General features: G+C 66.7%; 21 protein-coding genes and 1 CRISPR repeat array. Of the genes, 18 read left to right on the top strand and 3 right to left on the bottom strand.

The annotated features are described in order from the left end of the window. Positions 1-1,423: 1,423 nt before the first annotated feature. Genes cas3 through cas6e form a run of 7 tightly spaced genes read left to right on the top strand, consistent with a single transcriptional unit; the run spans position 1,424 to position 9,126 of the window. Positions 1,424-3,862 (top strand): CRISPR-associated helicase Cas3', encoded by a 2,439-nt coding sequence (cas3, locus tag ABZU32_RS06755; RefSeq protein WP_354918139.1) that lies wholly within the window; start codon positions 1,424-1,426, stop codon positions 3,860-3,862. Continuing rightward, entirely contained in the window at positions 3,849-4,238 is a 390-nt protein-coding gene (locus tag ABZU32_RS06760; RefSeq protein WP_354918142.1) for a hypothetical protein, read from the top strand. Before cas3 ends, ABZU32_RS06760 begins: the two co-directional genes overlap by 14 nt. 38 nt (positions 4,239-4,276) lie before the next feature. Next, positions 4,277-5,851 (top strand): type I-E CRISPR-associated protein Cse1/CasA, encoded by a 1,575-nt coding sequence (casA, locus tag ABZU32_RS06765; protein WP_354918145.1) that lies wholly within the window; start codon positions 4,277-4,279, stop codon positions 5,849-5,851. Continuing rightward, entirely contained in the window at positions 5,848-6,465 is a 618-nt protein-coding gene (gene casB, locus ABZU32_RS06770; protein WP_354918148.1) for a type I-E CRISPR-associated protein Cse2/CasB, read from the top strand. The genes casA and casB overlap by 4 nt, the downstream gene beginning before the upstream one ends. A 15-nt stretch (positions 6,466-6,480) precedes the next feature. Beyond that, positions 6,481-7,671 carry a type I-E CRISPR-associated protein Cas7/Cse4/CasC gene (gene cas7e / locus ABZU32_RS06775; protein ID WP_354918151.1) on the top strand — a complete coding sequence of 397 codons (1,191 nt, stop codon included), beginning with the start codon at positions 6,481-6,483 and terminating at the stop codon, positions 7,669-7,671. Between the two features lie 5 nt (positions 7,672-7,676). After that, positions 7,677-8,447, top strand: a complete 771-nt coding sequence (cas5e, locus tag ABZU32_RS06780) for a type I-E CRISPR-associated protein Cas5/CasD (RefSeq protein WP_354918154.1) — start codon at positions 7,677-7,679, stop codon at positions 8,445-8,447. Continuing rightward, the gene (gene cas6e, locus ABZU32_RS06785; protein ID WP_354918157.1) at positions 8,422-9,126 is read left to right on the top strand and encodes a type I-E CRISPR-associated protein Cas6/Cse3/CasE; all 705 of its coding nucleotides are present in this window, start codon (positions 8,422-8,424) and stop codon (positions 9,124-9,126) included. Before cas5e ends, cas6e begins: the two co-directional genes overlap by 26 nt. Positions 9,127-9,219: 93 nt before the next feature. Next, a CRISPR array of direct repeats spans positions 9,220-11,312; the repeat unit is 29 nt; unit sequence GTCCTCCCCACGCCCGTGGGGGTGAGCCG. Between the two features lie 17 nt (positions 11,313-11,329). Here cas6e and ABZU32_RS06790 read toward each other — a convergent pair. Together ABZU32_RS06790 and ABZU32_RS06795 are read right to left on the bottom strand one after the other, a co-directional pair. Beyond that, entirely contained in the window at positions 11,330-11,797 is a 468-nt protein-coding gene (locus tag ABZU32_RS06790) for an NUDIX domain-containing protein (RefSeq protein ID WP_354918160.1), read from the bottom strand. Between the two features lie 128 nt (positions 11,798-11,925). Next, positions 11,926-12,765 carry an integrase gene (locus tag ABZU32_RS06795; protein ID WP_354918163.1) on the bottom strand — a complete coding sequence of 280 codons (840 nt, stop codon included), beginning with the start codon at positions 12,763-12,765 and terminating at the stop codon, positions 11,926-11,928. 68 nt (positions 12,766-12,833) lie between these two features. On the opposite strand from ABZU32_RS06795, the gene ABZU32_RS06800 reads away from it, so the two are divergent. Further along, entirely contained in the window at positions 12,834-14,282 is a 1,449-nt protein-coding gene (locus tag ABZU32_RS06800) for a helix-turn-helix transcriptional regulator (RefSeq protein ID WP_354918165.1), read from the top strand. Positions 14,283-14,341: 59 nt separating this feature from the next. Continuing rightward, positions 14,342-15,412, top strand: a complete 1,071-nt coding sequence (locus tag ABZU32_RS06805; protein ID WP_354918168.1) for a hypothetical protein — start codon at positions 14,342-14,344, stop codon at positions 15,410-15,412. A gap of 206 nt (positions 15,413-15,618) precedes the next feature. Here the strand turns inward: ABZU32_RS06805 and ABZU32_RS06810 are convergent, their stop codons facing one another. After that, a complete protein-coding gene (locus ABZU32_RS06810) occupies positions 15,619-15,993 on the bottom strand; it encodes a GntR family transcriptional regulator (protein WP_354918171.1) in 375 nt (124 codons plus the stop codon). Positions 15,994-16,283: 290 nt separating this feature from the next. Here ABZU32_RS06810 and ABZU32_RS06815 point away from each other — a divergent pair, with 290 nt between their 5' ends. The 9 genes from ABZU32_RS06815 to ABZU32_RS06855 all read left to right on the top strand — a co-directional run bounded on the left by ABZU32_RS06815 (position 16,284) and on the right by ABZU32_RS06855 (position 23,549). Beyond that, positions 16,284-16,679, top strand: coding sequence for a WhiB family transcriptional regulator (locus ABZU32_RS06815; protein ID WP_354918174.1), 396 nt, complete (start codon positions 16,284-16,286; stop codon positions 16,677-16,679). Beyond that, positions 16,679-18,100 carry a hypothetical protein gene (locus tag ABZU32_RS06820; protein WP_354918177.1) on the top strand — a complete coding sequence of 474 codons (1,422 nt, stop codon included), beginning with the start codon at positions 16,679-16,681 and terminating at the stop codon, positions 18,098-18,100. The genes ABZU32_RS06815 and ABZU32_RS06820 overlap by 1 nt, the downstream gene beginning before the upstream one ends. Then, on the top strand, positions 18,097-18,495 hold the full coding sequence (locus ABZU32_RS06825) for an SsgA family sporulation/cell division regulator (protein ID WP_354918179.1): 399 nt from the start codon (positions 18,097-18,099) through the stop codon (positions 18,493-18,495). The genes ABZU32_RS06820 and ABZU32_RS06825 overlap by 4 nt, the downstream gene beginning before the upstream one ends. Next, positions 18,492-19,139 carry an ATP-binding protein gene (locus ABZU32_RS06830; protein WP_354918182.1) on the top strand — a complete coding sequence of 216 codons (648 nt, stop codon included), beginning with the start codon at positions 18,492-18,494 and terminating at the stop codon, positions 19,137-19,139. Before ABZU32_RS06825 ends, ABZU32_RS06830 begins: the two co-directional genes overlap by 4 nt. Next, entirely contained in the window at positions 19,136-19,318 is a 183-nt protein-coding gene (locus ABZU32_RS06835) for a hypothetical protein (protein WP_354918184.1), read from the top strand. Before ABZU32_RS06830 ends, ABZU32_RS06835 begins: the two co-directional genes overlap by 4 nt. After that, positions 19,306-19,578: a hypothetical protein gene (locus ABZU32_RS06840; protein WP_354918187.1), complete on the top strand. Its 273-nt coding sequence runs from the start codon at positions 19,306-19,308 to the stop codon at positions 19,576-19,578. The genes ABZU32_RS06835 and ABZU32_RS06840 overlap by 13 nt, the downstream gene beginning before the upstream one ends. Continuing rightward, a complete protein-coding gene (locus tag ABZU32_RS06845; RefSeq protein ID WP_354918189.1) occupies positions 19,568-20,590 on the top strand; it encodes a hypothetical protein in 1,023 nt (340 codons plus the stop codon). The genes ABZU32_RS06840 and ABZU32_RS06845 overlap by 11 nt, the downstream gene beginning before the upstream one ends. 94 nt (positions 20,591-20,684) lie before the next feature. Then, positions 20,685-22,847, top strand: a complete 2,163-nt coding sequence (locus tag ABZU32_RS06850) for a hypothetical protein (RefSeq protein WP_354918191.1) — start codon at positions 20,685-20,687, stop codon at positions 22,845-22,847. Between the two features lie 144 nt (positions 22,848-22,991). Next, positions 22,992-23,549: a hypothetical protein gene (locus ABZU32_RS06855; RefSeq protein ID WP_354918194.1), complete on the top strand. Its 558-nt coding sequence runs from the start codon at positions 22,992-22,994 to the stop codon at positions 23,547-23,549. Positions 23,550-23,649: the final 100 nt, after the last annotated feature.

The following is a 23,649-nucleotide window of genomic DNA, read 5'->3' on the forward strand; positions in this document are numbered from 1 at the left end:
GACGTCAGCTTCGGGATGCCAGTGACGACGACGGGCGGCCCCCACGGGTGTTGGGAGGACCATGTGCCGGGGTGGAGCAGCGCCCAGAACACCGGCTCACCCCCACCGGCGTGGGGAGGACGCGTTGCTGCGGCTGCACGGCGTCACCGTGGTCGGCTCACCCCCACGAACGTGGGGAGGATGTCACCGCGGTGAGCAACCAGGGCGCGTACATCGGCTCACTCCGCGGGCTGGGGAGGACAACGGGCTCGACAACGGCGTCTTTGTCATGGACGGCTCACTCCCACGGGTGTGGGGAGGACGAGGGTGGCCATCACGCACCTCCGGCGGGGCGCGGCTCACCCCCACGGGTGTGGGGAGGACTCATAGAAGACGAACGTTTCCTTACCACCGTCCGGTTCACCCCCACGGGTGCGGAGAGGACATCAACGTCGTGCGCAGAGCGTTGTGCGTGTCCGGCTCATCCCGACGTGTGTGGGGAGGTCGATCACGGCCTGGTCGTCATCGTCGCCCGCACCGGCTCACCCCTACCGGCGTGGGGAGGACATCAGCACCACGAGTTTCTTGACGGTTATCTGCGGCTCACCCCCACGGGCGTGGGGAGGATTTACGGGTATACAGGATCGGCATACCGTATTCCGGTTCACCTCCACGTGCGTGGGGAGGACATGGCGCGAGCGTCACCATATCCGGTACCGAACGGCTCACCCCCACGGGTGTGGGGAGGACACGCTGGTCTCGTAAAGAGTGGCGAGCGCCTGTGGTACACCCCCATGCGCATGGGGAAGAGACCTGCTTGGTGCCGAGGACCAGGTCCGGCTCACCCCACGTGAGTTGGGGTGCTGCGCGGCGACGTACTTGAGCAGGGCCATGGTCCGCTACCCCCACGTGCGTAGGGAGGACGCGGTTCCTGCGTTGACGTCAAGCTGCCAGTCTGGCTTACCCGCATGGATGCTGGACGACATCATCGTCCTAGCCAACGACAAACGAGACGGGCTTCCCTAGGGCCGGACGGATCCTGTATGCGGCGGTACGTGCTAGCCGTGCGGTGGGTCGTGGAGCATCCATTCACTGTTCAGTTCGCAAGTTGCCTGCTTCTTCAAGTGCTGATCATTTTAGGGCCGGACGCAGCCCCTGGAACGCACGTTGACGCGCTGGCGCACGCCGGAGGTGAATGTCTGAGGAGCCTAGTGGCGCTGGAGGGCTCGACGAAACAGGTGAATGTGAATCGCGTTCGGATATTAGTCGGTCGACTTCAGTTGATTTGTGGCTATTTGTACGGCTTCGACTCCAGTGATCGTTGGTGCTCGGATGTGCAGCGCCTCCTCAGATTTGCGCCGTGCGCCTTCGTCGGTATGATCTCTGCTTTGCTGTGACAAAGGTTCTTTGATGCTGTGAGGCATTCTTGGAGGATTTCCAAGGAATGGGTGTCGATTTGCGGGCACCCTGGGGCAAGGCGGGCACGGGGGATCTCACGCACCCGTTGATCTGCCATGCGATCGATACGATGGTGGTGGCGGAGTTGCTCTTCGCCAAGCTGCTCAGCCCAAGGATGCGTATGAGGCTGACGTTGGCGTTCACGCCGATCGGTGATGCGCGCGCGTGGATGTCATTCTTCTGTGGACTGCATGATCTTGGAAAGCTGTCTCCTGCTTTTCAGGCGTTGCGCCGTGACCTCGCGATACAGCTGATGGGCGAGCCGGCAGCAACCACGCTTCGTGAGATGCCCGATCACAAAGCTCTCGGTCAACGCGTGGACACGCCTCACGGTGTGCTCACGGCGCTGCACATTGATCGGATGTTGCAGGGGTGGGGCGCGTCTCGGCGCACCGCTCAGGATGTCGCGTACGCGATCGGCGGGCATCACGGGTTCTTTCCGCGTGCTGCGACGCTCAGTGAGGCCCGTAAGAAGTGGGGCGATCATGGAGGGGCGAGGTGGGCCGGCTGGTGCGACGGTTTGGTCCATGAGCTGCTGAGGCTAGGGGGGCTCAACCTGCCGCCGGCGACGGCGTGGGGTCGGGTGCGGATCGACCTTGGACTCCTTGTCGTCTTATCCGGGTTGACCTCGGCGAGCGACTGGATCGCCTCGGATGTGACGAACTTCCCTTACAAGGGCGCAGCGGTCGACTTGGACACCTATGTGGCAGAGGCGAGGGCGCGAGCAGAGAAGGCGGTAGAGCGGCTGGGCTGGATGTCCTGGCAGCCGCCCGAGGATGCGAGTTTCACCAGTATTTTCAAGGCCCAGCCGCGTCCGGTGCAGATGGCTGTCCAGGCGTTACAGCACGTCTTTGAGGCGCCGACATTGCTGATCGTGGAGGCGCCCACCGGGGAGGGTAAGACAAAGGCGGCATTACAGGCTGCCGCGCAGATGAGCCGGTCGGCAGGCGAAGCCGGTGAAGGGCTAGGGCTGTATTTCGCCGCCCCGACGAAGGCGACCAGTAATCAGGCGTACCGCGAGATCAAGAAGATGCTGGAATCCCACCAGCCGGAACTTGCGGTGAGACTGTTGCACGGCAGCGCAAGTGAGTTCCTCGCTGCCGAGGTTTTGGCGCACGGTACTGGAGGCGTCGCTCAGCCGGTCTGCGTGGACCAGGACGAAGATGGCTCAACCGAGTCTGATGCTCGTGAGTGGTTCACCGGTAACAAGGGACTGCTCGCGCCAGTAGGGGCTGGCACGTGGGATCAGGTACTGATGGCGGGGGTCAGGTCCAAGCACGTCTTCGTCCGTATGGCTGGGTTATCCGGCAAGGTCGTGGTGATCGATGAAGTGCACGCTCTCGACACCCACATGTCGACGTTGCTCGACCGCGTCTTGGGATGGATGGGCCTGCTCGGCGTCTCGGTGATCTTGTTGTCCGCGACATTGCCGGCGCACCGTCGGGTGCAGCTCGTTGCCAACTGGCGCGCTGGCCAGGGGAGTGACGACGAGAGCACCCCTTACGAGTGGACATCCGCATATCCCCGCATCACCTGTGCGACTACCGATGAGGTCAAGACGTTCCCCGTGGGAGTGAGTGATCTCAACTCTGATCGGCTGGTGAAGCTTGACACGGTGCTTGATGACAATCTCGTGGACTGGTTGATCAGCAAGGTGCGTGAAGGCGGTTGCCTAGCGGTGGTGCACAACTTGGTTCGCCGCGTTGAGGGCACCTGCACCAAGTTGGAAGAGGCAATCGCAAAGCTGCCTGCGGCAGAGCGTCCCGAGTTGTTCGTTATTACCGGACGCATGGCGGATGGGGCGCGTCAGGAGGTTGAGGAGAAGCTGCGTGAGCGGTTCGGTCCTCCTGAGGAGGGTGAGTCCTCTAACCCTCATCGTCCAATTCGGGCCATTGTCGTGGGGACGCAGGTCTTGGAGTCGAGCCTGGATCTCGATTTCGATGGCATGGTGAGCGATCTGGCGCCGATCGACAGCCTGATCCAGCGGATGGGCAGGGTGCAGCGTCACGGCGCTGTTCACCGGCGGTTCGCCCATCTGGCTGAGCTGACCTTGACGATCACGGGCGTAGTCGAGGCCGCCAAAGGGCCGATGCTTCCTGCCTACACGGGGGCGGTGTACCCGCGGACGCTGACCTGGCGCACCTGGGCGGTGCTCAAGGACCGCACCCACATTCACTCACCAACCGAGGTGTCCGATTTGGTCGAGCAGGTGTACGGCGAAAACCCGGTGCCGTATCCGCCCGGCTGGAAGGGTGGGGAGACGGCCGATGAACAGTTGGACAGGAGGATCGACAGTCAGAGTGCTGACGTGCGAGTGATCTATCTTCCGCCGCCAGAACCTGATCGTTCACTCAAGGACATGACCGTGCGGTCCACGTATGCAGGCAGAACTCGCAGCAGGAGTGGTCCTCATGAGCAAAGCTGAGGATCACCTGGCCGAGGTAGTTCCAATCATCGTCGAGGTGGTGGTGTTGCAGGCAACCCCCGAAGGCATAGTCCCAGTGGAGGGCAGCATGCTGGTCGATCTGGACAGTGGCGCCCCGCTTGCCACCGAAGTAGTCGGCCAATTGCTGGACTCCTGCGTGCGGTTGATCGCCCCTTTTGATGTGCCCTACGGGCTAGTCAATGCGGTCCAGCAACAAACGGTACCGAGGGCTTTCGTCGGTGATTCGTGGCTGGGCCGGCATCGGGCGTTGGTGTTTCGCGATGACCGGTGCGTGGTGGAGGGGTACCGGCTGCGCTACTCCCGTCGCTTCGGAGTGTTGATCGACGATCCACCACTACCCGCTGACCGCTCTTGAGCAGCTGCCGGTGCGCCTGAACACAGGAAGGTAATCATGTGATCTTCGATCTGATGGAAGAGCCATGGCTGCCAGTCGAGCGGCTAGACGGCTCGACTACTCAGCTAGGGCTGAGGAGGCTGCTGCTGGAGGCGCGAGAGCTTCGGCGCCTTGCCGCCGAGACACCCACGATGACCGCCGCCCTCTATCGGCTGGTCTTGGCCTTGGCGCATCGGGCGTACGGTCCTGCGGACGCTGATGAGTGGGGCAAGTTGTGGCGGGGCGGCTTCATCGCCGACCCACTGAATGATTACCTGGCTGCCTACCCCGATCGCTTCGACCTGTTTGACAGCCAGCGGCCGTTCCTACAATGCGCGACGCTTGCCGGCTGCCCGACGTCCGATGCCGCCAAGCTGGTGCTCGATCGTTCGACCGGCAACAACGCCACCCTCTTCGACCACACCACCTCAGTCGATCAAATCTCGTTGGATCCAGATCAGGCCGCCCGATGGTTGGTGACCATTCATGCCTATGACCCTGGTGGTACCAAGACCCCATACCGGACCGTGAAGTCGTCCAAGCGTGGGTTGGCGAACTATTTCGGGGTCGTGATTGTGGAGGGCGGAACGCTCCACGAGACCCTGATGCTCAACATGCCGATCTACAACCCGCGTCGCGAGCAGCCTCAGCCCACCTCCGTCCAGGATCGGCCGGCCTGGGAATCGAATGCCTTCCCCAACCCGGAACCGGATCAGCGCTCTTCGCGCGGATGGACCGATCTGCTGACCTGGCCGTCCCGGCGCATCCTTCTGTTCCCACGGGAGAGTGAGAGCGGCCCGGTGGTGGCGAGCGTCGTGATCACCCCTGGTACTGAGTTGCACGGCGCGCTGCCGGACATCGAGTTGATGTCGGCGTTTCGCCGTCCCCCGCGCAAACCACGGCAGAAGAAGTGGGAAGAGTTCCGGGCGCTACGACTAGATGAACGGCGGGGGGTGTGGCGGCACACCGAGACCTTGTTGCTGGCCGGGGATGAGCAGCAACGGCGCCGCCCGCGGGCACTGGACCACATCGCTGAGCTAGTCGAAGACGGAATCATCGGCGACGACACGGTGTACACCCTGAGGGTGTTCGGACAGCGGCTGGGCTCTCAAGCCGCAGTGGTGGCGTCCTGGTCGGAGGAAACGGTCGCAGCCCCCGTCGCTCTGCTGCGCGCCCAGCACGAGCCCGCCGGACCCATCATCGGGCATGCCGTCGACCTGGCCGATCAGGTGGCCGGCGCGCTACGCGACATGGAGGCGGGCCACGCCGCGGCCATGAGCGTTGACCGCGACGGCACCATCGACCTGGCGTACTGGGCGCGGCTGCCCGGCCCGTTCGATGAGTTCTTACGCGCGCTAGCTGAAGCTCGACGCCAGCATCAACCAGAGACCGCGGCCATAGATATCTGGGCCGAAGACGTGCGCAAACTCGCGACCGCCACCGCTGACCGTTGGGTCTACGGCTCACCTCGGACCGGTCGCAACATGTCCGAGGCCGGCCGGGCATTCGGCAAGTTCACCGGCAAGCTCCATCACCTCGTCAAGGTGTTCACTGCCCAGGCGACCCAGTTCATCAACAAGGAGGCCTCCCCGTGAGCATCCAGGTGCCGGAGTACCACGATGAGGTCCGTGCGCGGCGACGCCGATTAGTTGGTCACCTGTACGGTCTGCACGCCAAACTCGAGTCCGGGAACGCATACCAGGCAGCTGAGGCCCGCCGGACGCTGGCGCAACTTCGCCGTTCCCTCACCGGCCCGCAGTATGAGGCCGAAGCCTACGCCGCGGTTTTCCCCTTCGACCCCCCGCAGGCCGAGCAACAGGCGTGGATCCTGGTCGCCGGGCTATACGCAACGCATCCCCGGCCCCGACCGCGAAGCGCTCCTGGAAAAGGTTCCCGCTCCCTGGGAACGTCGATTCGTACCCTGGTCGCCGAACGCCCTTCCGCTGAGCGGCGTTTTCTCCAGCTGCTGGCCGTCGACCGAACGTCTCTGCCGTATTACCTGCGCCAGACAGTCCGGCTGTTGAGTACCGCCGACATTCCACTCGACTACGACCGGCTTTTAGACGATGTAGTGACGCTCATGCATAAGGGCGCCGACCCCGAACGCGTCCACCGGGTGCGCCTGAACTGGGCACGGGACTTTCACCGCCCTGCACCCTCCAACGCGGCTCCCTCTCCGGCTGCTCCCGCAGCCTCTCCAACGAACTGACCCCAGGAGAAACCTATGATTATCGAACTGCACCTCCTGCAGTCGTTCCCGGTCAGCAACCTCAACCGCGATGACACCGGACAGCCCAAGACCGCCACCTTCGGTGGCGTCACCCGAGGCAGGATCTCCAGCCAGAGCCTCAAGCGCGCGGCCCGGCAGATGTTCAATGACTACGGGTTGAGCCAGGAAGAAACCGGTGTACGAACCAAGCGGCTGCTGGACAACGCCGCCAAGATCATGATCGACCAACACGGCCGCGACCAGGAAGCCACCGCCGCTGTAGTTATCTCCGGTCTGGAATCCCTCGGGTTCGGGGTGGACGACAACACCCGACTCACCCAATACCTGCTGTTTGTCGGCCGCCAAGCCTCTGAGCTACTGGCCGACTTCTGCAACCGCGAGTGGACCCGGCTCGAAGCAGCAGCAGCCACCAGAGCCGCAACCAAGGCACGTGCCAAAAAGCCCCAGGACGGCGGGGACGAGAACGGCGAAGAAACGGAAAACGCCGGCAAACGCAAGAAGATCAAGCCGACCAAGCAGGACCTGGCGGAAGCCCGCCGCATCCTGGACGCCAGCAAGGTCGCCGACGTGGCATTGTTCGGCCGGATGATCGCTGACAACAAGGACTTCAGCGTGAACGCCGCCAGCCAGGTCGCCCACGCCCTGTCCACGCATGCGGTGGTCAACGAGTTCGACTACTACACCGCCGTGGACGACCTCAAACCTCAGGACCAATCCGGTGCGGACATGATCGGCACTGTCGACTTCAACAGCGCGTGCTACTACCGGTACGCCAACCTCGACCTGGACCAGCTCACTGAGAACCTCGATGGCGACACCGATCTCATCGCCCGCACCGCCCGAGCCTGGCTGTACGCCTTCATCCACGCCGTCCCCACTGGGAAGCAGAACTCCATGGCCGCCCTCACTCTGCCTGAAACACTCATCTCCGTCGTCAGGCAACGGGGGGCATGGAATCTCGCCAACGCATTCCTACAACCGGTCTCCGGGACGGACCTGATGGACCTTTCCAACCAGCGCCTCATCAAGCACCTGGGACAGCTTCGCCAGTTCTACGGCGGAAACGACATCACGTTGGTCACCGCCGCGTCGGTCACTGGAACCCTCAGCGGCCTGGCCGACACCGAGAAGGCCTCATCGTTGGATGAGTTCACCAGCCGGGTCTTCGCCGCAGCCAAGGTCTGACCGGTATGACGCTTAGCCTGGCCCTCTGCCTGGACGCTCCCATGCAATCGTGGGGCATCCGGTCACGCTTCACAATCCGGGAAACCACCACTGAACCCACCAAGTCCGGGATCGTCGGTCTGCTCGGCGCTGCCCTGGGAATTCCTCGCGACGACTCAAAACGCCTGAGCCGGATCGCCGAGTTCCGCATGGGGGTACGCGTCGATCGCGAAGGAATCCTGGAGCGCGACTTCCACACCGCTCAAAACGTTCCCACCACCGCAGGTACCGGCCACCGCACCGTGGTCAGCGAGCGCTACTACCTCGCCGACGCGTTGTTCCTCGTAGTGCTCCAAGGTGCTGACGCTAGCCTGTTGAGCGAGGCGGCAGACGCGATCCAGCGACCCCACTGGCCCCTGTGTTTCGGACGTGAAGCGTTTCTTCCTGCCCGCCCCCTCATCGGGAACGGTCGAGATAGTCACCTACGATCTGGAGCCGGCCTGCAGGAGAAACCGTTGGAGACGATCCTGGAGGAACACTGGTGGCTGGAAACCCGTGCCTTTGTCCACAGGCGCGAACTCACTGCGATCGACAAAGGAGATGTCGGCACGCTACGCACTATGGTCGAATGCCCGCCGTCCACAGTAGGTTCCGAATCACGGCGCGACCATCCCATCTCCTTCTCCCGCGGTGACCGACGCTTCATCACCCGCACCGTGCTCAGTGGACATGTGCCACTCACCAAGGAATTGATTTCAGCAGGAGAACCGCGTGTTCTTGAGCAAACTGACCGTTGATGTGACCTCGCGGCACTTCCGTCGCGACTACGCCGACATCCACCAGATGCACCGCACTGTTATGTCTGCCTTCCCTCACATTGAAGACGACATCCCGGCCCGGCAAGCCCACGGGGTCCTTTGGCGCTTGGACTCTGGCGACCGAGGCTTCCTGCTGTATGTCCAGAGCCATATTGAACCGGACTGGTCATGCCTGCCAGACCACTACCTCACCCAGTCGTGCCAGGTCCGCAACCTCCAGCCCGTTCTTCAAGCCGTCACCGGGGGCAGCAAATTCGCCTTCCGCTTGGTCGCCAATCCCACTCGCGCAGTGAAACGCGAAGAGGAAGAACAAATGAAACGTGCCCAGGCTGGCAAACGCTCTCAGCCTCGCCACGTCGTCCTTCGCACATCTCAAAACCAAATTGATTGGCTGGTCCGGCAAGGTGAACGACATGGCTTCGTCATCCCAACGGGCCGCAACGGACAACCCGACGTCGCCCCTTACCCCGCTCTCAGAACCCAAGGACAATCCCAGGCCGGCACCCAGCCCCACCGCATCACCATCGACCACGTCCGCTACGACGGCCACCTCATCATCACCGACCCTGCCAAATTCACAACCGCCCTCCGCGACGGAATGGGCCGAGGCAAAGCCTACGGCTGCGGCCTCATCAGCCTCGCCCCACCCAGAAACTGAACCCACATCGAAAATTTAAAACTCAACAGCGAAAACGGCCGTGGGGGGTATGAGCCGTCGATGGGGTATCACTGCCTCCGGGCCAGAACCGTCCTCCCCAGGCCCGTGGGGTGACCCGCAGGTCATGAACCTTGCCGCGGGCCAGCAGACGTCCTCCCCACGCCCTGTGCGGGTGAGCCGCCACGCAGGGCCGATACGTCGGCTCGGCCGAAGTCCTTCCCACTCCCGTGGCGGTGAGTCGGCGTACACATTGGGGGTGATGACGATGTCGTGGTCCTCCCCACGCCCGTGGGGTGAGGCGTGGGCGTCGTCCAGTCCGGCGCCCAGGATCTTGTCCTCTCCACACCCATGGGGGCGAGCCGCTCATCCTTTCCCTGGTTGCGGTCGCGGCCGTGTCCTCCCCACGCCCGTGGGGGTGAGCCGACCGCGGGCGCCTACAACGTCGTGGTCACCACGTCCTCCCCACGCCCGTGGGGGTGAGCCGGATCGTGAGATGGCGCTGCTCCAGGCCTACATGTCCTCCCCACGCCCGTGGGGGTGAGCCGTCGACCGACCCCGCGTACCCGACGGCGACCGCGTCCTCCCCACGCCCGTGGGGGTGAGCCGAACAACGGCACCAACGGCCCGGTGACGTTGCTGTCCGCCCCACGCCGTGGGGGTGAGCCGCACTCCTCCGGCGTCCGGCAGATTCGGCGATTGTCCTCCCCACGCCCGTGGGGTGAGCCGTCCTGGTCCAGGACTCCACGGAGGCGGACGCGTCCTCCCCGCGCCCGTTGGGTGAGCCGTCCGCCTTGGTGGGCTGGCAGCGTGTCCTGTCGTCTTCCTCACGCCCGTGGGGGTGAGCCGGCGTCGTAGAAGCGGGTGGAGCCGCACAGGACGTCCTCCCCACGCCCGTGGGGGTGAGCCGGAATCACGCTCGGCGACCTGGGGCGGCAGGCCGTCCTCCCTACGCCCGTGGGGGTGAGCCGACCCCGGCCGGTACCCCGTCAGCCGCTTATGTGTCCTCCCCACGCGCATGGGGGTGAGCCGGTCAGGTCGTGGGGCGAGGAGTCGCCGTTCATGTCCTCCCCACGCCCGTGGGGGTGAGCCGCCGTGCGTGTGGGGAGGTAATGGCCCGCTCGTGTCCTCCCCACGCCCCGTGGGGGTGAGCCGAGTCCGTTGCTGGGATTTGGCCTTGCAGCCGCGTCCTCCCCACGCCCGTGGGGTGAGCCGTCGCCAGTGATGCGCTCACCGTCGACAGCACCGTCCTTCCCACGCCCGTGGGGGTGAGCCGCGATTCAAGGGCTCCGGCGACGGCGGCGCAAAGTCCTCCCCACGCCCGTGGGGGTGAGCCGTCCTCCCACATGGTGCGCCCGAGATCAACCTGGTCCTCCCCACGCCCGTGGGGGTGAGCCGATGTGGCCGTCCTTGCGCAGCCAGATCTGCGAGTCCTTCCCACGCCCGTGGGGGTGAGCCGGGCCTGAGGCCACCTTCAAAAACGAGTCCGACGTCCTCCCCACGCCCGTGGGGGTGAGCCGTGGTTCTCGACCAGGACGAGCACCGGGTCGCTGTCCTCCCCACGCCCGTAGGGGTGAGTCGCACTCCTGCGATGAGTGCCACATAGGACGTCAGTCCTCCCCACGCCCGTGGGGGTGAGCCGTGGGGCCAGGACGTGCCTGTCATCGACGAGCAGTCCTCCCCACACCCGTGGGGGTGAGCCGTAGTGCGCGACCGTGACCGCCCCGCCCCTCTCGTCCTCCCCACGCCCGTGGGGGGTGAGCCGGCATCCTCGGCCTTGGCCGTGACTTCCTGCGGGTCCTCCCCACGCCCGTGGGGGTGAGCCCCAGCAGGGGGACTGAATTGAGATGACTGGATAGTCCTCCCGCGCCCGTGGGGTGAGCCGGCTGCTCTTCTGGTCGGGAAGATTGAGGATCCGTCCTCCCCACGCCCGTGGGGGTGAGCCGACGCCTTTCCCGTTTCCTCCGGAGCCGACGGCGTCCTCCCCACGCCCGTGGGGGTGAGCCGACGACGGCGTCGACCATGAGCAGCGTCGCCAGGTCCTCCCCATGCCCGTGGGGGGTGAGCCGTACGACGGCGACTGGACCGGCGACCAGATCGAGTCCTCCCCACGCCCGTGGGGGTGAGCCGTCGGGCAGCCAAGTCTGCACCAGGGGGGCGCCGTCCTCCCCACGCCCGTGGGGGTGAGCAGATCTGCCGCAACGCTTTAGTCTGCGTTGGAGAATAGGCGCTGGCCGTCATGGATGCGTACTTTTGGGTCGCCGCCAGCGGTGGCATCGAGGAGGCGGATTGCGAAGGGCTCGGCCATATGGGTGGTTATCTCCGCGAGTGTGAACCATGCGACGCCGGCCGCCTCGTCGGTTTCGTGGGCTTCGCCTCGTATCGGTTTGCAGCGGAATACTAGTGAGACCACTTTGCGGCGCATGTTCTTGTAGACGCCGGTGAGGAGTTCCGGCTCGACCTCCACGCCGGTTTCCTCCAGAACTTCACGCCTGACTGTGTCCCGGGGGTCTTCGTCCAGTTCAACCACGCCACCGGGCAAGACCCACTCGCCGTTGTCGCGCCGCTTGATCACTAGAAGACGGCCGTCTTCACGGACTACAGCAGCCCCAGCGCTCACCGAGTGAAGGGGCATCTCATCTGGATAGATTCGTCCGTCGTTGTGTGCTGCCATATCCTCGCCTTTGACCGGTCTCCTATGACTGCTGCGGATGATGTCGCCTGTAGGTACGGTGACGGGCGGGACGCTACACTGCCTCGTTCATTTGGTGGCGCGAGATCACGGTTTCTCCGCGGCGGCGGCTATTGCAAATTGGGATCAAAAGAGCAGTAGGCAACTGTTGCGTCGTCGTGTTTTTTGAAGCGGGGCCAGCGGTGGCCGTCTGGGTCGCCTTGTTCGGCTGTTCGGACCTGGTCGATCAGTGCTGCAGGGCCGTGGGTCTGCAGCGTATTGAGGATCTCGCGCCAAGTGGCCATGTGGTAGTCGTCGATGTAGTCGGCTACCCCGTCACTCAGTACGGCCGCGGTGCGCAGACGGTCTCGTTTGATGCTGCCGATGATGGCGGCCTCGGAGACGTCTGGGTCCGAGCTGGCGACCCAGTAGCCGTCAGTCATGTTGCGGAAGCGCCGTTGGACGGCGATGTAAGCCTGGCGAGCGGCGGCATGCTCTGGAGACCCGAGGGCGAAGCCATGCATCACCTTCCGTGGTTCGCGGAGGGCGTCGATCTCCAGGATTCGCCTGTCGCTGATCGCCTCGATGCCGTCCAAGGTGTCGAGCACGAGTGTTGAGTCTGAGATGACGAGGTAGTCGACTTTGTCGGCGCGTTCGCGCAGGATGACGGCGGTTGTCGAAGGGGTGCCCTCATCGTGCAGGTCACACGTTGGCCGGTGGAGGTCAGCGGTCCTCTCCAGGCCGGTGGCGAGGACAGTGCGCAGGTCGTCGTCTGGGGACCGGGTCAGGGCACCCAGCAGTTCCGCGCCCAGGTGCCGGACGAACCATGCGACACCGTGGATGCAGCCGCCGCCGTCTTCGCTGGGGCCGCCGGCTCCGTCGAGCAGGATGACGAACTGAGGTGTCGCGACGAGCCAGTCCTCGTTGGGGCGGTTGGGATGGCCGGCATGCGTGGCGAAGGTGACTTTCAATGCGCCCCCCTTGTTGTGCGTTGGAGAAAGAGGCTGCCATATCTGACTGCACGAGTCATGATGCAGGTATGGGCGAGTTGGATCACCCGTGGCTGCCACGATCAGAGGCGGACGCTACAAGAGTTCCGGATCTCGGGAGGCTCCTCAGGGACTACCGAACCGCGGAGTCGCTGACCCAGGGACAGCTCGGCAAGTTGCTCGGGGTGGACCAGACCTACATCTCGAAGATCGAGCGTGGTCATCGCGTCATCCGGGATATGGGCTTCCTGCTCAACGTCTCGCGCATACTCCGGGTTACCCCTGAGCTACTTGGTCTTGCCGGTGACGGCTTCCAAGGAGAGGCCGTGCCGCAGGACGCTGTGGCAGCGAGTCAGGAGCGCTGGCGGGCCGGCCGCCGCTATCTCAACCAGCATCGGGCCGAGCTGGCACGGCAGGCCAGTCTCCTCTACCCATCCGACGTACGCCTGAAGTCCACCGCCTTGATCGCACCACGGGAGTGGTTGCCGGACGAGCCTGTCCGCCTGGAGGAGATCGAGTTGGAGTGGGTCGACGGATCGATGCCTCGCGGAATTGACGGCACAGAGCCGGAGTCTCAGCAGGTACGTCCCCTTCGTGCGTTAGGCCGCCAATTCGAGAGCTATACGTCGGCGGTCCGCTATCTGGATCCGCCCAAGCTGTTCGAGAACCGGCCGAGTTACCGGCTGACGGATGTTCATTGGGCGCAGTCTGGTGGCCGTATGTGCTTCGGCTTGGCGAACTACTTCGACAAGCTCGATGTCTCAGAGGCGGTCGGACATGAGCTCGCCCTCGTCCAGATGGAGAATACCGATAAGAAAGTGACCCGGCTGCCTGAGTTGCCGTTTCGCTCGCTGATCGGTGATCCCTTCGCTTTCGGTAGGCGTGCCATGATCCCGGCGATCACGACGCTCACGCTGCGACGGCGCCGGACTCATGGTGATGCGTCGTTCTTGCTGCACTGGCGGGATCCCAGGCGAGTGGCCACCGCATCCGGTCTCTACGACGTCATCCCGGCCGGAGAGTTCCAGCCTTCGAGTATGGCGCCGTGGGACCGCAGCAATGACTTCGATCTCTGGCGGAACGTCGTCCGCGAATTGAGTGAGGAGCTGCTGGGAACTCCTGAGCACGATGGTTCGCGCAGTACGCCGATCGACTACGACGCATGGCCGCTCTATAGGGACCTACAGCGTGGACGTGTGAATGGGCAGGTATCCATCTACTGCCTGGGAGTGGCTCTGGATTCGCTGACCTTGGCCACAACGATATTGACGGCCCTGGTGATTGATGACGACCTGTTCGATCGGATCTTCGCCGACATAGTCCATGCGAATGCGGAAGGCATCACCGTGTCGGCCGTGGACGGGATGGCCGGCGGGAAGGGGATTCCGTTCAGCGAAGGGAACGTGGGCCGCCTCCTGCGCAAGGAGCCGATGGCATCGCCAGGTGCGGGATGTCTCGCCCTGGCCTGGCGCCATCGGGGTCTTCTGCTGACGTCGTAGGCTGGCAGCAAACCGCGACGCTAGGGAGTGGTGTGGCCCTTACAGACCAGTGGCGCTCTGTGCGGCGCTACCTCAACGAGCATCGCTATGACCTGGCGGCCGTCGCGCAGGATCTCTATCCCGAGGTGGACCACGTCGCCGGCACTCCGTTGCTGTGCCGTCCGGAGTGGTTGCCCTCCCGTCCGATCGATCTGGCCGACCTGCGTCTGACGTGGTCCGCGGATGCCAAGCCGCCTGTCCGGAATGGGGCCGAGGCAGAGGTGCAGTCCATATGCGCCGGTCACTCCACCTACGCGTCAGCCATGGCCGCAATCGACTCTCCGCGGCTGTTCGAGAACCGTTTCAGTTACCGGCTCCTCGACATCGCGCTCGATGAACGGCGGATGCGCTACGGGCCGGCCGCCTACTTCGACGGTGTCAACGTGGGAGAGGCCGTCGCGCACGAGCTGGCGGAGCTCGTCCAGCGGGGGCAGCGGCCTAAGTTGGCCGAGTTGCCTTTCCGGACGTTGGTCGGTGATCCGACACTGCTTTCTCACCGGCCGGTGCTGCCGGCCGTCAGCATGTTGACTTTGCGCCGCGATGCTCAGCAGGGCGACATGACCTTCGTGCTGCACTGGCGCGACCCTGCGCATGTGGCTCATGGCGGTGGCCTCTATCAGGTCATGCCCGTCGGGGTGTTCCAGCCCATTGACGACAGCCAGGCCGCGCGGCAGCGTGATTTCGACCTTTGGCGGTGTGTCGTCCGGGAGTACAGCGAGGAGTTCCTCGGGACCACGGAACACTACGACGACGCGTTCGACTACGAGCAATGGCCGTTCTACCGGACCCTGACGGAGGCACAGGAGCAAGGCCTGCTGCGCTCATACGTGCTCGGAATGGGAGTGGACCCGCTCACCTTCGCCACCGATGTGCTCGCGGTCACCGTGATGGATGCGCAGCTGTACGACGAGGTCTTCGAAGACCTGGTCGACGTCAATCCTGAAGGTAAGATCCTCGCTCATGACGCACGGGGGTTTCCGTTCGAGAGCGACGTGGTGGACCGCCTGACCACCAGGGAGCCGATGCAGGCTGCGGGTGCGGCGGTCCTCTCGCTTGCCTGGCGCCACCGCGAGTTTCTTGGACAGTTCTGACCTGGCCTTATGACAGCCTGGCCTGAATGAGACTCCGGCAGGACAAGCTGTCATACATCGCGATCGCTCAGGCTCTTACCTTCTGAGATGACGGAGGTCATCAGGAGGCACTGTGAGCCCCGACGAAGTGCGACGAGTGGCAACCGAATTATCCGAGCTGGCCAAGGAACTGCAGGCCCTTCGACACCGTACGGAACTGTTGGCCGTCAGGCTGGCGAATCCTCCGCCGGCCCGTCGACCAGGCCCTCCAGCCGAGACAAGCGATCGCCCATGCGGGCGAGATCGTCACGAAGAACACGGATCTCGCTCATGATCGCCGTGTACTCGGGCGAGGCAGTCGCTTCCTGGGCGGGAGCCTGGCGCACGAATGTCCCTCGCTGCCACGCGCTGAGCACGCCGTCCCGGATGAGCTGTTGGATCGCCTGGTTGAGGGTCCCAGTGGCGACGCCGTACTCCTCGGCGAGTTTGGCGCGCGAAGGCAGCTTTTCCCCTGGCTTGAGGCGGCCTGACGTGATTGCGGCCCGCAGATCGTCAGCAATCTGTACGTACTCAGGCCGCGGATCGTCCGGATTGCGACTCACAGGCTCAGCGTAGTGGCCATGGATCCGTAGTTACACGCCTAACCGCTTGACGCGCTGCCCGCGCAGACGCATAGTGAAGTAGTTGATTCAGAGTCAACTAGTTCACTCGACCGAAGGGGGTGAGGCAACGCTTATCCACCGGCTCTGGTCGGCGAGGTGGACGCCGCCTAGTCCGGCTGCAGCCCAGAGCGCGGTCGCTGAACCACAGCCCTTCAACGACGTGCGGCCCCGGTGTGCCTAGCACCAGGGCCGCGAACGGGTCCCACCTCAACGAAAGGACTTGAGACCCGATGTCCAACATCTTCGCACCCTTACTCACGAGCGTTTGCGCTCAGACCACGATGGACCTGCACCGTCGTGTCTTGGCGGGTGGTTTGTGCGTCGGTACGGAAGAACCCGATGCGTGGTTTCCGCGTGAGCCGCCCGAGTTCACCGGGGGCAGCGCCGAAGCGCTGGCCGAGAAGCGCGCTGCGTACGAGGCGATCGCGCTGGACCTCTGTGGGCCGTGTCCGGTCCGGGCGGAGTGTCTGGAACTGGCGCTTCGCGAGGAGATCGTCCTTCCTCGGACCTGGGTTCATGGCATCCGTGGCGGTACGGCGCCGTGGCAGCGGCTGAACCTCATCCGCCAGCGGCAGCGGGCCGCCCAGCGCAAGGCCGCCGGGGCCGGCAGGGCGGTGAGTGCCTGATGTCCGAGCCGACGACACTGTGGCCCTCGGCCCCGCCGACCGCCGAACCGCGGCATCGGCCGAGCAGCAAGGCCGAGAAGCTGGCCCTGGCGGCGAAGGCCGCCGCCGATGTGCGGGCCTACGACACCAACCCTGACGTGATCGCCTACCGCATCGAGCGGATGAGAACGCGCGTCGACCGGCTGATCTGGACTGGGCTCGTCCTCGGCCTGGCCTTCACCGCGGCCAACGTCCAGGCGTTCGCCGCGCGCGGCGCCGAGGTCGGGTCGATCGAGTGGTGCACCGCCTGGTTGCTGGACCCGATGGTGTCCCTGGTCCTGGTGGGCGTGCTGCTCGGAGAGCAGGTCATCGCCCGACACCAGATCAAGGCCGGCCCGTGGGTGCGCCGGACCAAGTGGGTCGCCCTCGGCTGTACCTACGCGATGAACACCTGGTCGGCCTGGGCGTCACTGGACCCCTCGCTGATCCTGCTGCACTCCGTCCCGCCGGCGATCGTGTTCTGTGCCGCCGAGGCCGTGACGGACCTGCGGCACTGGATCACCGAGGCCGTGCGCCGGGCCTACCGGGCGGCGGCCGAGCGGCTGCACGGGCTGTCGTCCGATGCACGGCCGGCCCGCACGGTCGTGGACCGCGCGGATGTGCGGAGGCCCGGGACCGCACGGTCGCAGCAGGACCGTGCGGTGCTGTCCCGCACGGTGGTCTCTTCCCCGGCGACCGTGCGGGCTGAGAGCCTCCGTGCGGATTCGGACCTTGCGGTGGAGGACCGCACGGATGATGGCGTGAGCGTGCTGTCCGAGGAGGACCGTGCGGACAAGCCCAGCGCGCCGGTCGAGCAGGCCGCCTACCGGGCCGCCGTGGTCGCCGAGCTTCGCGAGGAGATGCTGGCGGCGATCGAGCGAGGCGAGAAGTACGAGGTCACCTGGCGGGACGTCGAACAGCGCACCGGTTACCGCAAGCGGTGGTGTGAGGGCGTCCTGGCCGAAGCCCGCCGCGGACTGCTGTCGATGGACGGGACGGCTTTCGACGAGCCGGCTGGTGACTCTGCAGACGCTGACGCGGTGGGTCCGCATGGTGGCCTGGACCGTGCGGAAGCCGACCCGCACGGTGGTGCCTCTGCCTCCGAGGTAGGCCCGCACGGTGGCCCGAGCCGTGTGGGGACCGGACCGCACGGTGGTCCGCACCGTGCGGAGGGTCGTCCGCAGGGGCAGGGCGACCGTGCGGAGCCGCTGCCGGACCGTGCGGACCCAGGGCGCAAGGCCGTGGCCTACGACCGCACGGCCATGGGTGAGCGTGCGGAGGCACCCGTCCAGGCGGACACCGTCCGAGAGGCGCGCGGTCAGGCTGACGCCGGTACGGAAGCGGCGCGGTCCGGGCATGCGATGGCGGAGGCAGGCGCGTACGCCGAGGGGGTCGCGGCATGAGCGCCCGGGTGCGTACGACGCTGACGCTGTGGAGCGCCGACAGGCCCGAGGCTCCCATCGCCGTCACCGCGCTGTACAAGGTCACCGACCCGTACGCCGTCCGCCTGGTCTTTCCGGGGATGCCTGAGCCGTGGCTCCTCGCGCGAGCGCTGCTCGTCGACGGGCTGGAGCAGCCTGCGGGCCAGGGAGACGTCCGAGTGGTGCCGGCCGAGGCGGACGGCTGGATCGAGATCACGCTTCTTCCCGGTCAGGACCGCGAGTGCCGGCTGTTCGTCCTTCGGGTCCAGCTCGACTCGTTCGTGACCCGGTGCTGTCGGCTGGTGCCGGTCGGGCGTGAGGGCGAGTGGATCGACTGGGACCGTCAGATCGCGTTGCTGCGGCAGGTGACGTCATGACCTGCACGAACCATTCCGACCGCGACCGCCTGGTCCTGCTCACCGCCGCCTACGCCGAGCTGCTCGCGCACGCTCGCGCGGCGGTCGCCGCGGCCGAGCAGGGAGAGGCCGACCCGATCGGGTACGTCCGCGACGTCCTCGCCGAGCATGGGCAGCTCCCGCCCGCCGGGGTTCGGCCCGCACGACTGCTGGCCACCCTTCCCAAGGCCACCGAGCCGACGACGCCGGTCTGCCAGTACGAGCGGATGTTCGCCGGCTGCCCGGAGGCGATCGCCGAGGTGCGCCGGTATGTCGGGACCTGCCTGACCGGTGTCCCGCGCCGTGACGAGGCCGTGCTGTGCGCCTCGGAGCTGGCGAGCAACGCCGTACGGCACTCCGCGTCCGGCCTGGACGACGGGAAGTTCACCGTCCGCGTTTCCTACGGCGGTCACGCGTGGGCGCGTATCGAGGTCGCCGACGCAGGTGAGCCGTCCGAGCGGCCGCCGCTGTCCCGTGGCGTCGAAGGCGGGCGAGGCCTGGCCATCGTCGCCGCTCTGGCCCGCTGCGGCGCCGAACCGCTCGACATCGACGGCAAGCAGGGCCGGCTCACCTGGTGCGAGCTGGACTGGCCCGCTGATCACTACTCGAAGGGAGAGGACCGATGATTCTGCTGGCCATCCTCACTGGCGCGATCGTCGCGCTGATGTGGGCCCGTCAGACCCGCTGGTATGAGCTGGTGCTGCTCGGCGGCTGGGGCTTGCTGGCCGCGACCACGCCGCTCGGCCGCATCCCCGCCGGCTGGCTCGCGAACGTCAGCGACATGATCGGCGGGTGGTTCTCGTGACCACGCCCATCACCAAAGGCCAGGTCGCGCGCCGCGCCTGGCAGATCCGCCCCACGCTGCTGGAGACGGCCGGCGCCGTACTGGTCATCCTCGCCGTCCACCTCTGGGTGCACCTGCCGATCCTCGCGGGCGTTGTGAGCTACCTGGTCGTCGTCGCCCTGGTCGCCACCGTAACCGCCGTGGCCGAGCTGCAGCAGGAGGCCGAGGACGCTACCGAGCGGTGGACGCCGCCGGGGAGCGAGGGCCCCGATGCTGCTTGAGCTGTTATTCGTGGCCGCCATCATCACGGGCATCACCGGCGTGGCCAGGCACGCCAACCGCCGCAGCACCCGCCCCGGCCGCAACGTCCATCGACTGCCGCGCCGATCCTGGCTCGTCAAGGCCTGGAACGCCTCGGGAGCGCCACCGGTCAAGGGCACGACGTTGGGCGATGCCGCCGCCGAGTTCACCGGCAAGGCCGCAGGCGCGACCGTGCGCACCGGCACCCGTCTGTCCCGCCGGGCCGCGAAGGCCGCCGCCACGCGAGCAAAGCGACGGTGGGAATCCCGGACACAGGAGGCCGAGGTCATCCCGCTGTTTCGGCGCGTCCGCCCGTCCGATGCCGACGACCCCCGGCCGGAGCCGCGGCCGGATGGAGAGCCGCAGCCGAGGCCGGAGTCCAGGGCCAGCGAACCGAGGACGGAACCGCGTCCGGCGGAGCAGCGCCCTGACCCGCGCCCGGCCGACGCTCGCCCGAAGCTCGACGACGAGGTCAGCCCTGGCGGGCCCTCCGACGAGCGTCCCCGCTCTGACCAGACCACGGCCGCGCCCGAACCGCAGCCGGCCGACCGTCCCATCCCATCCAGCCAAGGAGAAGCGCGCATGGTTCCCAACAGCACCACCTTCAGGCACACGACCGCCGGTCAGACGACGCCCGGCGGGGACGGTGCGGTGGCCCCGCCCGACTGGGCGCAGACGATCGGCCGTATCGCCACCCACGTTCCCGAGGACGACTCGGCGCTGCTGCACCTGATGGCCGGCGAGGTCGCCGGAGTCTGCGGCTACGCTGACGCGCTCGCCGCGCTGCACGAGACGTGCGTCAACGCGGTCGGCCTGGACCCGTCCTCGGTGCAGGGCCTGGCCGAGTACTCCACGCACGCCAGCGAGCTGGCGCAGCGGATGGCCGAGGCGCACAAGCAGTTCCTGACCATCTACCAGGAGGTCATGGAGGCCGTGGCGCGCGGCGTGGTCATGCCGTACCAGGGCCGGTTCTTCTCCGGGCAGGCCGTCTAGCCACCCGTCCGACGCACGGACGCTTCCGGGCCCCGCACGGTGGCCGGGGCCCGGAAGCAGCACTCGCCAGCCGCCCGAGGAGGAGAGAGGAAGGATGGCCCGCCGGCCCGCCCGACCCCCCAAGCAGCCGCTCCGGCACGCCGTCGCCGCACGCATGACCGCCGACCGCTGCCCCAGCCCGCCGCACAGGGCCCACGCCCAGCAGCACCCCCGGCACCGCCGCGGCGCGGTGGCCGAGGCCGGCTCTGGACTCGGCCGTGCCGTCCGGTGGGTGAAGGCCAAGCCGGCCGAGCGCGTCCCCCTCCCGATCGGCGTCGGCCTGTACGGCGCCGGCGGCCTGGCCCACCTGGCCGAGCTGCCCGCCCTCGGCATCATCCCCGTCACCGTCGGCACCGCGCTCGCCACCTACGCCGTCACCGTGCGCAGGGACGAGAGTCGCGCCACCAAGGCCGCCGCCGCGATCGGCGCCGCCGGCACCTGGCTGGCCGTCTCCGCCGAACTCGGTCCCGCCTTCGGCCCGCACGCCGCGCTCACCTGGGCCTACTGCACGCTCTACGCCACAGCGTACGGCATCTACCGGCTGGACCACGGCACCCGTAAGGCCATCTCTTGGCGGCGGCAGAAGTCCGAATGGCATCGGCTGGCCGCCCGGCTCGGCCTGGGTGGCTCGCACCTGCTGTCCAACGAGCCGACCCGGCTGGGGGAGCGGCTGCTGGTCGACGTCACCGGCACTGGCCGCCGCGCCTCCTCGATCGCCTCCTCCGACCTGGCCGAGCGGATGGCGGAGCACTACGGCATCCCGGCCACCCGCGTGAAGGTCAGCGCTGACAAGATCGCCGGACGCGTCCGCATCAGCGTCCGCCACCGCGACCCGTGGGCCGACCCCACTCCGCACCCAATGCTCGACAGCGACCCCGAAATCGTCCTCCCCGAGGTCGCCGACGTCCGCGAGCCGCTCATCATCGGCATCGATCCCGAGACCGGCCGGCCGCTGGAGATCGTCGTCTGGGACGAGGACGGCGCCAAGCACACCCTGATCGTCGCCGTCACCGGCGGCGGCAAGAGCGTGCTGCTCAACAACAAGCTCGAACGCCTCACCGCCGCCGACAACGTCGCCGTCTGGGGCATCGACGTCTCCAAGGCCAAGGAGATGCGCCGCTGGCGCAAGGCCTTCGACCTGGCCGCGTGCGGACCCGGCGACCGGGTCAAGGCGCTGCGCATGCTGGAGCAGGCCTGCAAAATCATCGACTTCCGCGCCGCGAACGCCGGCGACGAGGCCACGTTCATCCCGCGTCCGGGTCACCCGCTGATCGAGATCGTCGTCGACGAGATGTCGGCCCTGCTCGGCCCGAACGACAACATCGGCCTGGCCACCCGCCAGGCGCTGGCCTACATCACCAGCAAGGGCCGCTCCGAAGGCGTCGGCGTCACCCTTGTCGGCCAGCGCGGCACCATCTCCCAGATCGGCGACACCGACATCCGCACCCAGATCAACAACATCGTGCTGCTGAAGATCAACCGGCGGACCGAGATGGCGCACGCTGCCGGAGATCTCGGCCTGGAGCTGCCCGACATGACCCGCTACGGCGAGGGACACCCCGGCGTCGTGCTGATCGCCACCCTGGACGGTACCCACAGCGTCGGCCGCACCTTCTTCCTCAAGCACCTGCCCGACCTGGACAAGCTCGCCGCCGACCGCCGGCCCTCCCCGCTGGAGCCCTCGCTGGTCGCTCACCTCGGCGAGGCCTACCAGCGGCTCAAGGCCGACACCCCGGCCGAAGGCCGCAACGCCCAGACCCGTCCCGCTCCCGCACCCCTCGACCAGCCGGAGGCCGACGCCGTGCCGAACACCGCCGACCCGATCGCCACCCGCATGCACGCCGCCGCGGCGAGCCGCGAGCAGACCCGCCGCTACCTCGAAGCGCTGCCCGACCTTCCGCAGCCCGACGCCGAGACGGCCGCCCGGCTGGCAGAGGCCGCCGAGATCCGCCGGGCGCAGGCCGCCGAGCAGACCGAGATTCCCGACGACGTCCGCGCCTGCCTGCTCCAGCTGCTCGCCGGCGACGGCACCACCGTCCGTCAGGTGGAGACCGCCCTGGAGGAGATGGGCGTGAGCCGGATGGGAGCCTGGCGCTTCCTGGACCGGCTCCGCCTGGAGGGCGTGGCCGTGCTGCACGGCCGGGGCCGCGGCTCCCGCTGGCACCTCACCCCCGAGCCGACCCATCAGCCCGACGAGCGAGAAGGCAACGCAGCGTGACTGCAGAAATGTCCCAGGAAATGTCCCAGCGCCTCCGGATCCGGGCCCGTATAGAGCCCTCACTGGGACATTGGGACATTCTCCAGACGGACGCCCGTCGCTCACTCCCCGTAACAGTCATCAAGACCTCGAAGGAGGGATGACATGAGGTACACCGCCACCGCCCAGGCCCTCGCCGACACCGGCGATCTCGCGCGCGTCGCCGCTTCGATGGCCGGCCGCTGCGTCGCCACCGGCCTGGACGTCACCACCTACCGCGGCATCATCGCCGCCGCCATCGCCCTCGGCCAGCGCCCGATGCGCGGCTGCCCCCGCTGGGACACCGACCAGGAACTGATCACCGCCGTCCATGACTTGGAGATCGAGATCGGCCACCGCGCCCGGCGCGTCGACGACCTCGCTCGGACGATGCGCGCCGCCATCCGCCAGGCCCGCTCATGGCTCATGAGCGAGGACGACGACGTAGCCGCGCGGGCCCGCGCCGTCATCGCCGACTGCCGAACCGCGCTGGAGATCCTCGAACCGATCCCGGACCGGCTGCGCTACGCCACCGCCCGCCTGATTGCGGTTCCCGGCGAGCTGGGCGAGACCTACGCCGCCGCCTATGCCCTCATCGCTCGTGGCCGGACGCTCCCGCACGAAGGCCGCTGGGTCACCGGCGCACGCACTCCCGCGTCGACACGGCAACCCGCCCGGCTCTGACAGCCGCCCGACAGTTCACAACTCAACAAGCCGAGGCCCGGCGCCCAAAGCCGGCAAGCACAGCGCGCCGGGCCTCCCAACCAGCCCTCTCGAAAGGAGA

The organism is Sphaerisporangium sp. NPDC005288, assembly GCF_040607475.1.
Taxonomy (GTDB): domain Bacteria; phylum Actinomycetota; class Actinomycetes; order Streptosporangiales; family Streptosporangiaceae; genus Sphaerisporangium; species Sphaerisporangium rhizosphaerae.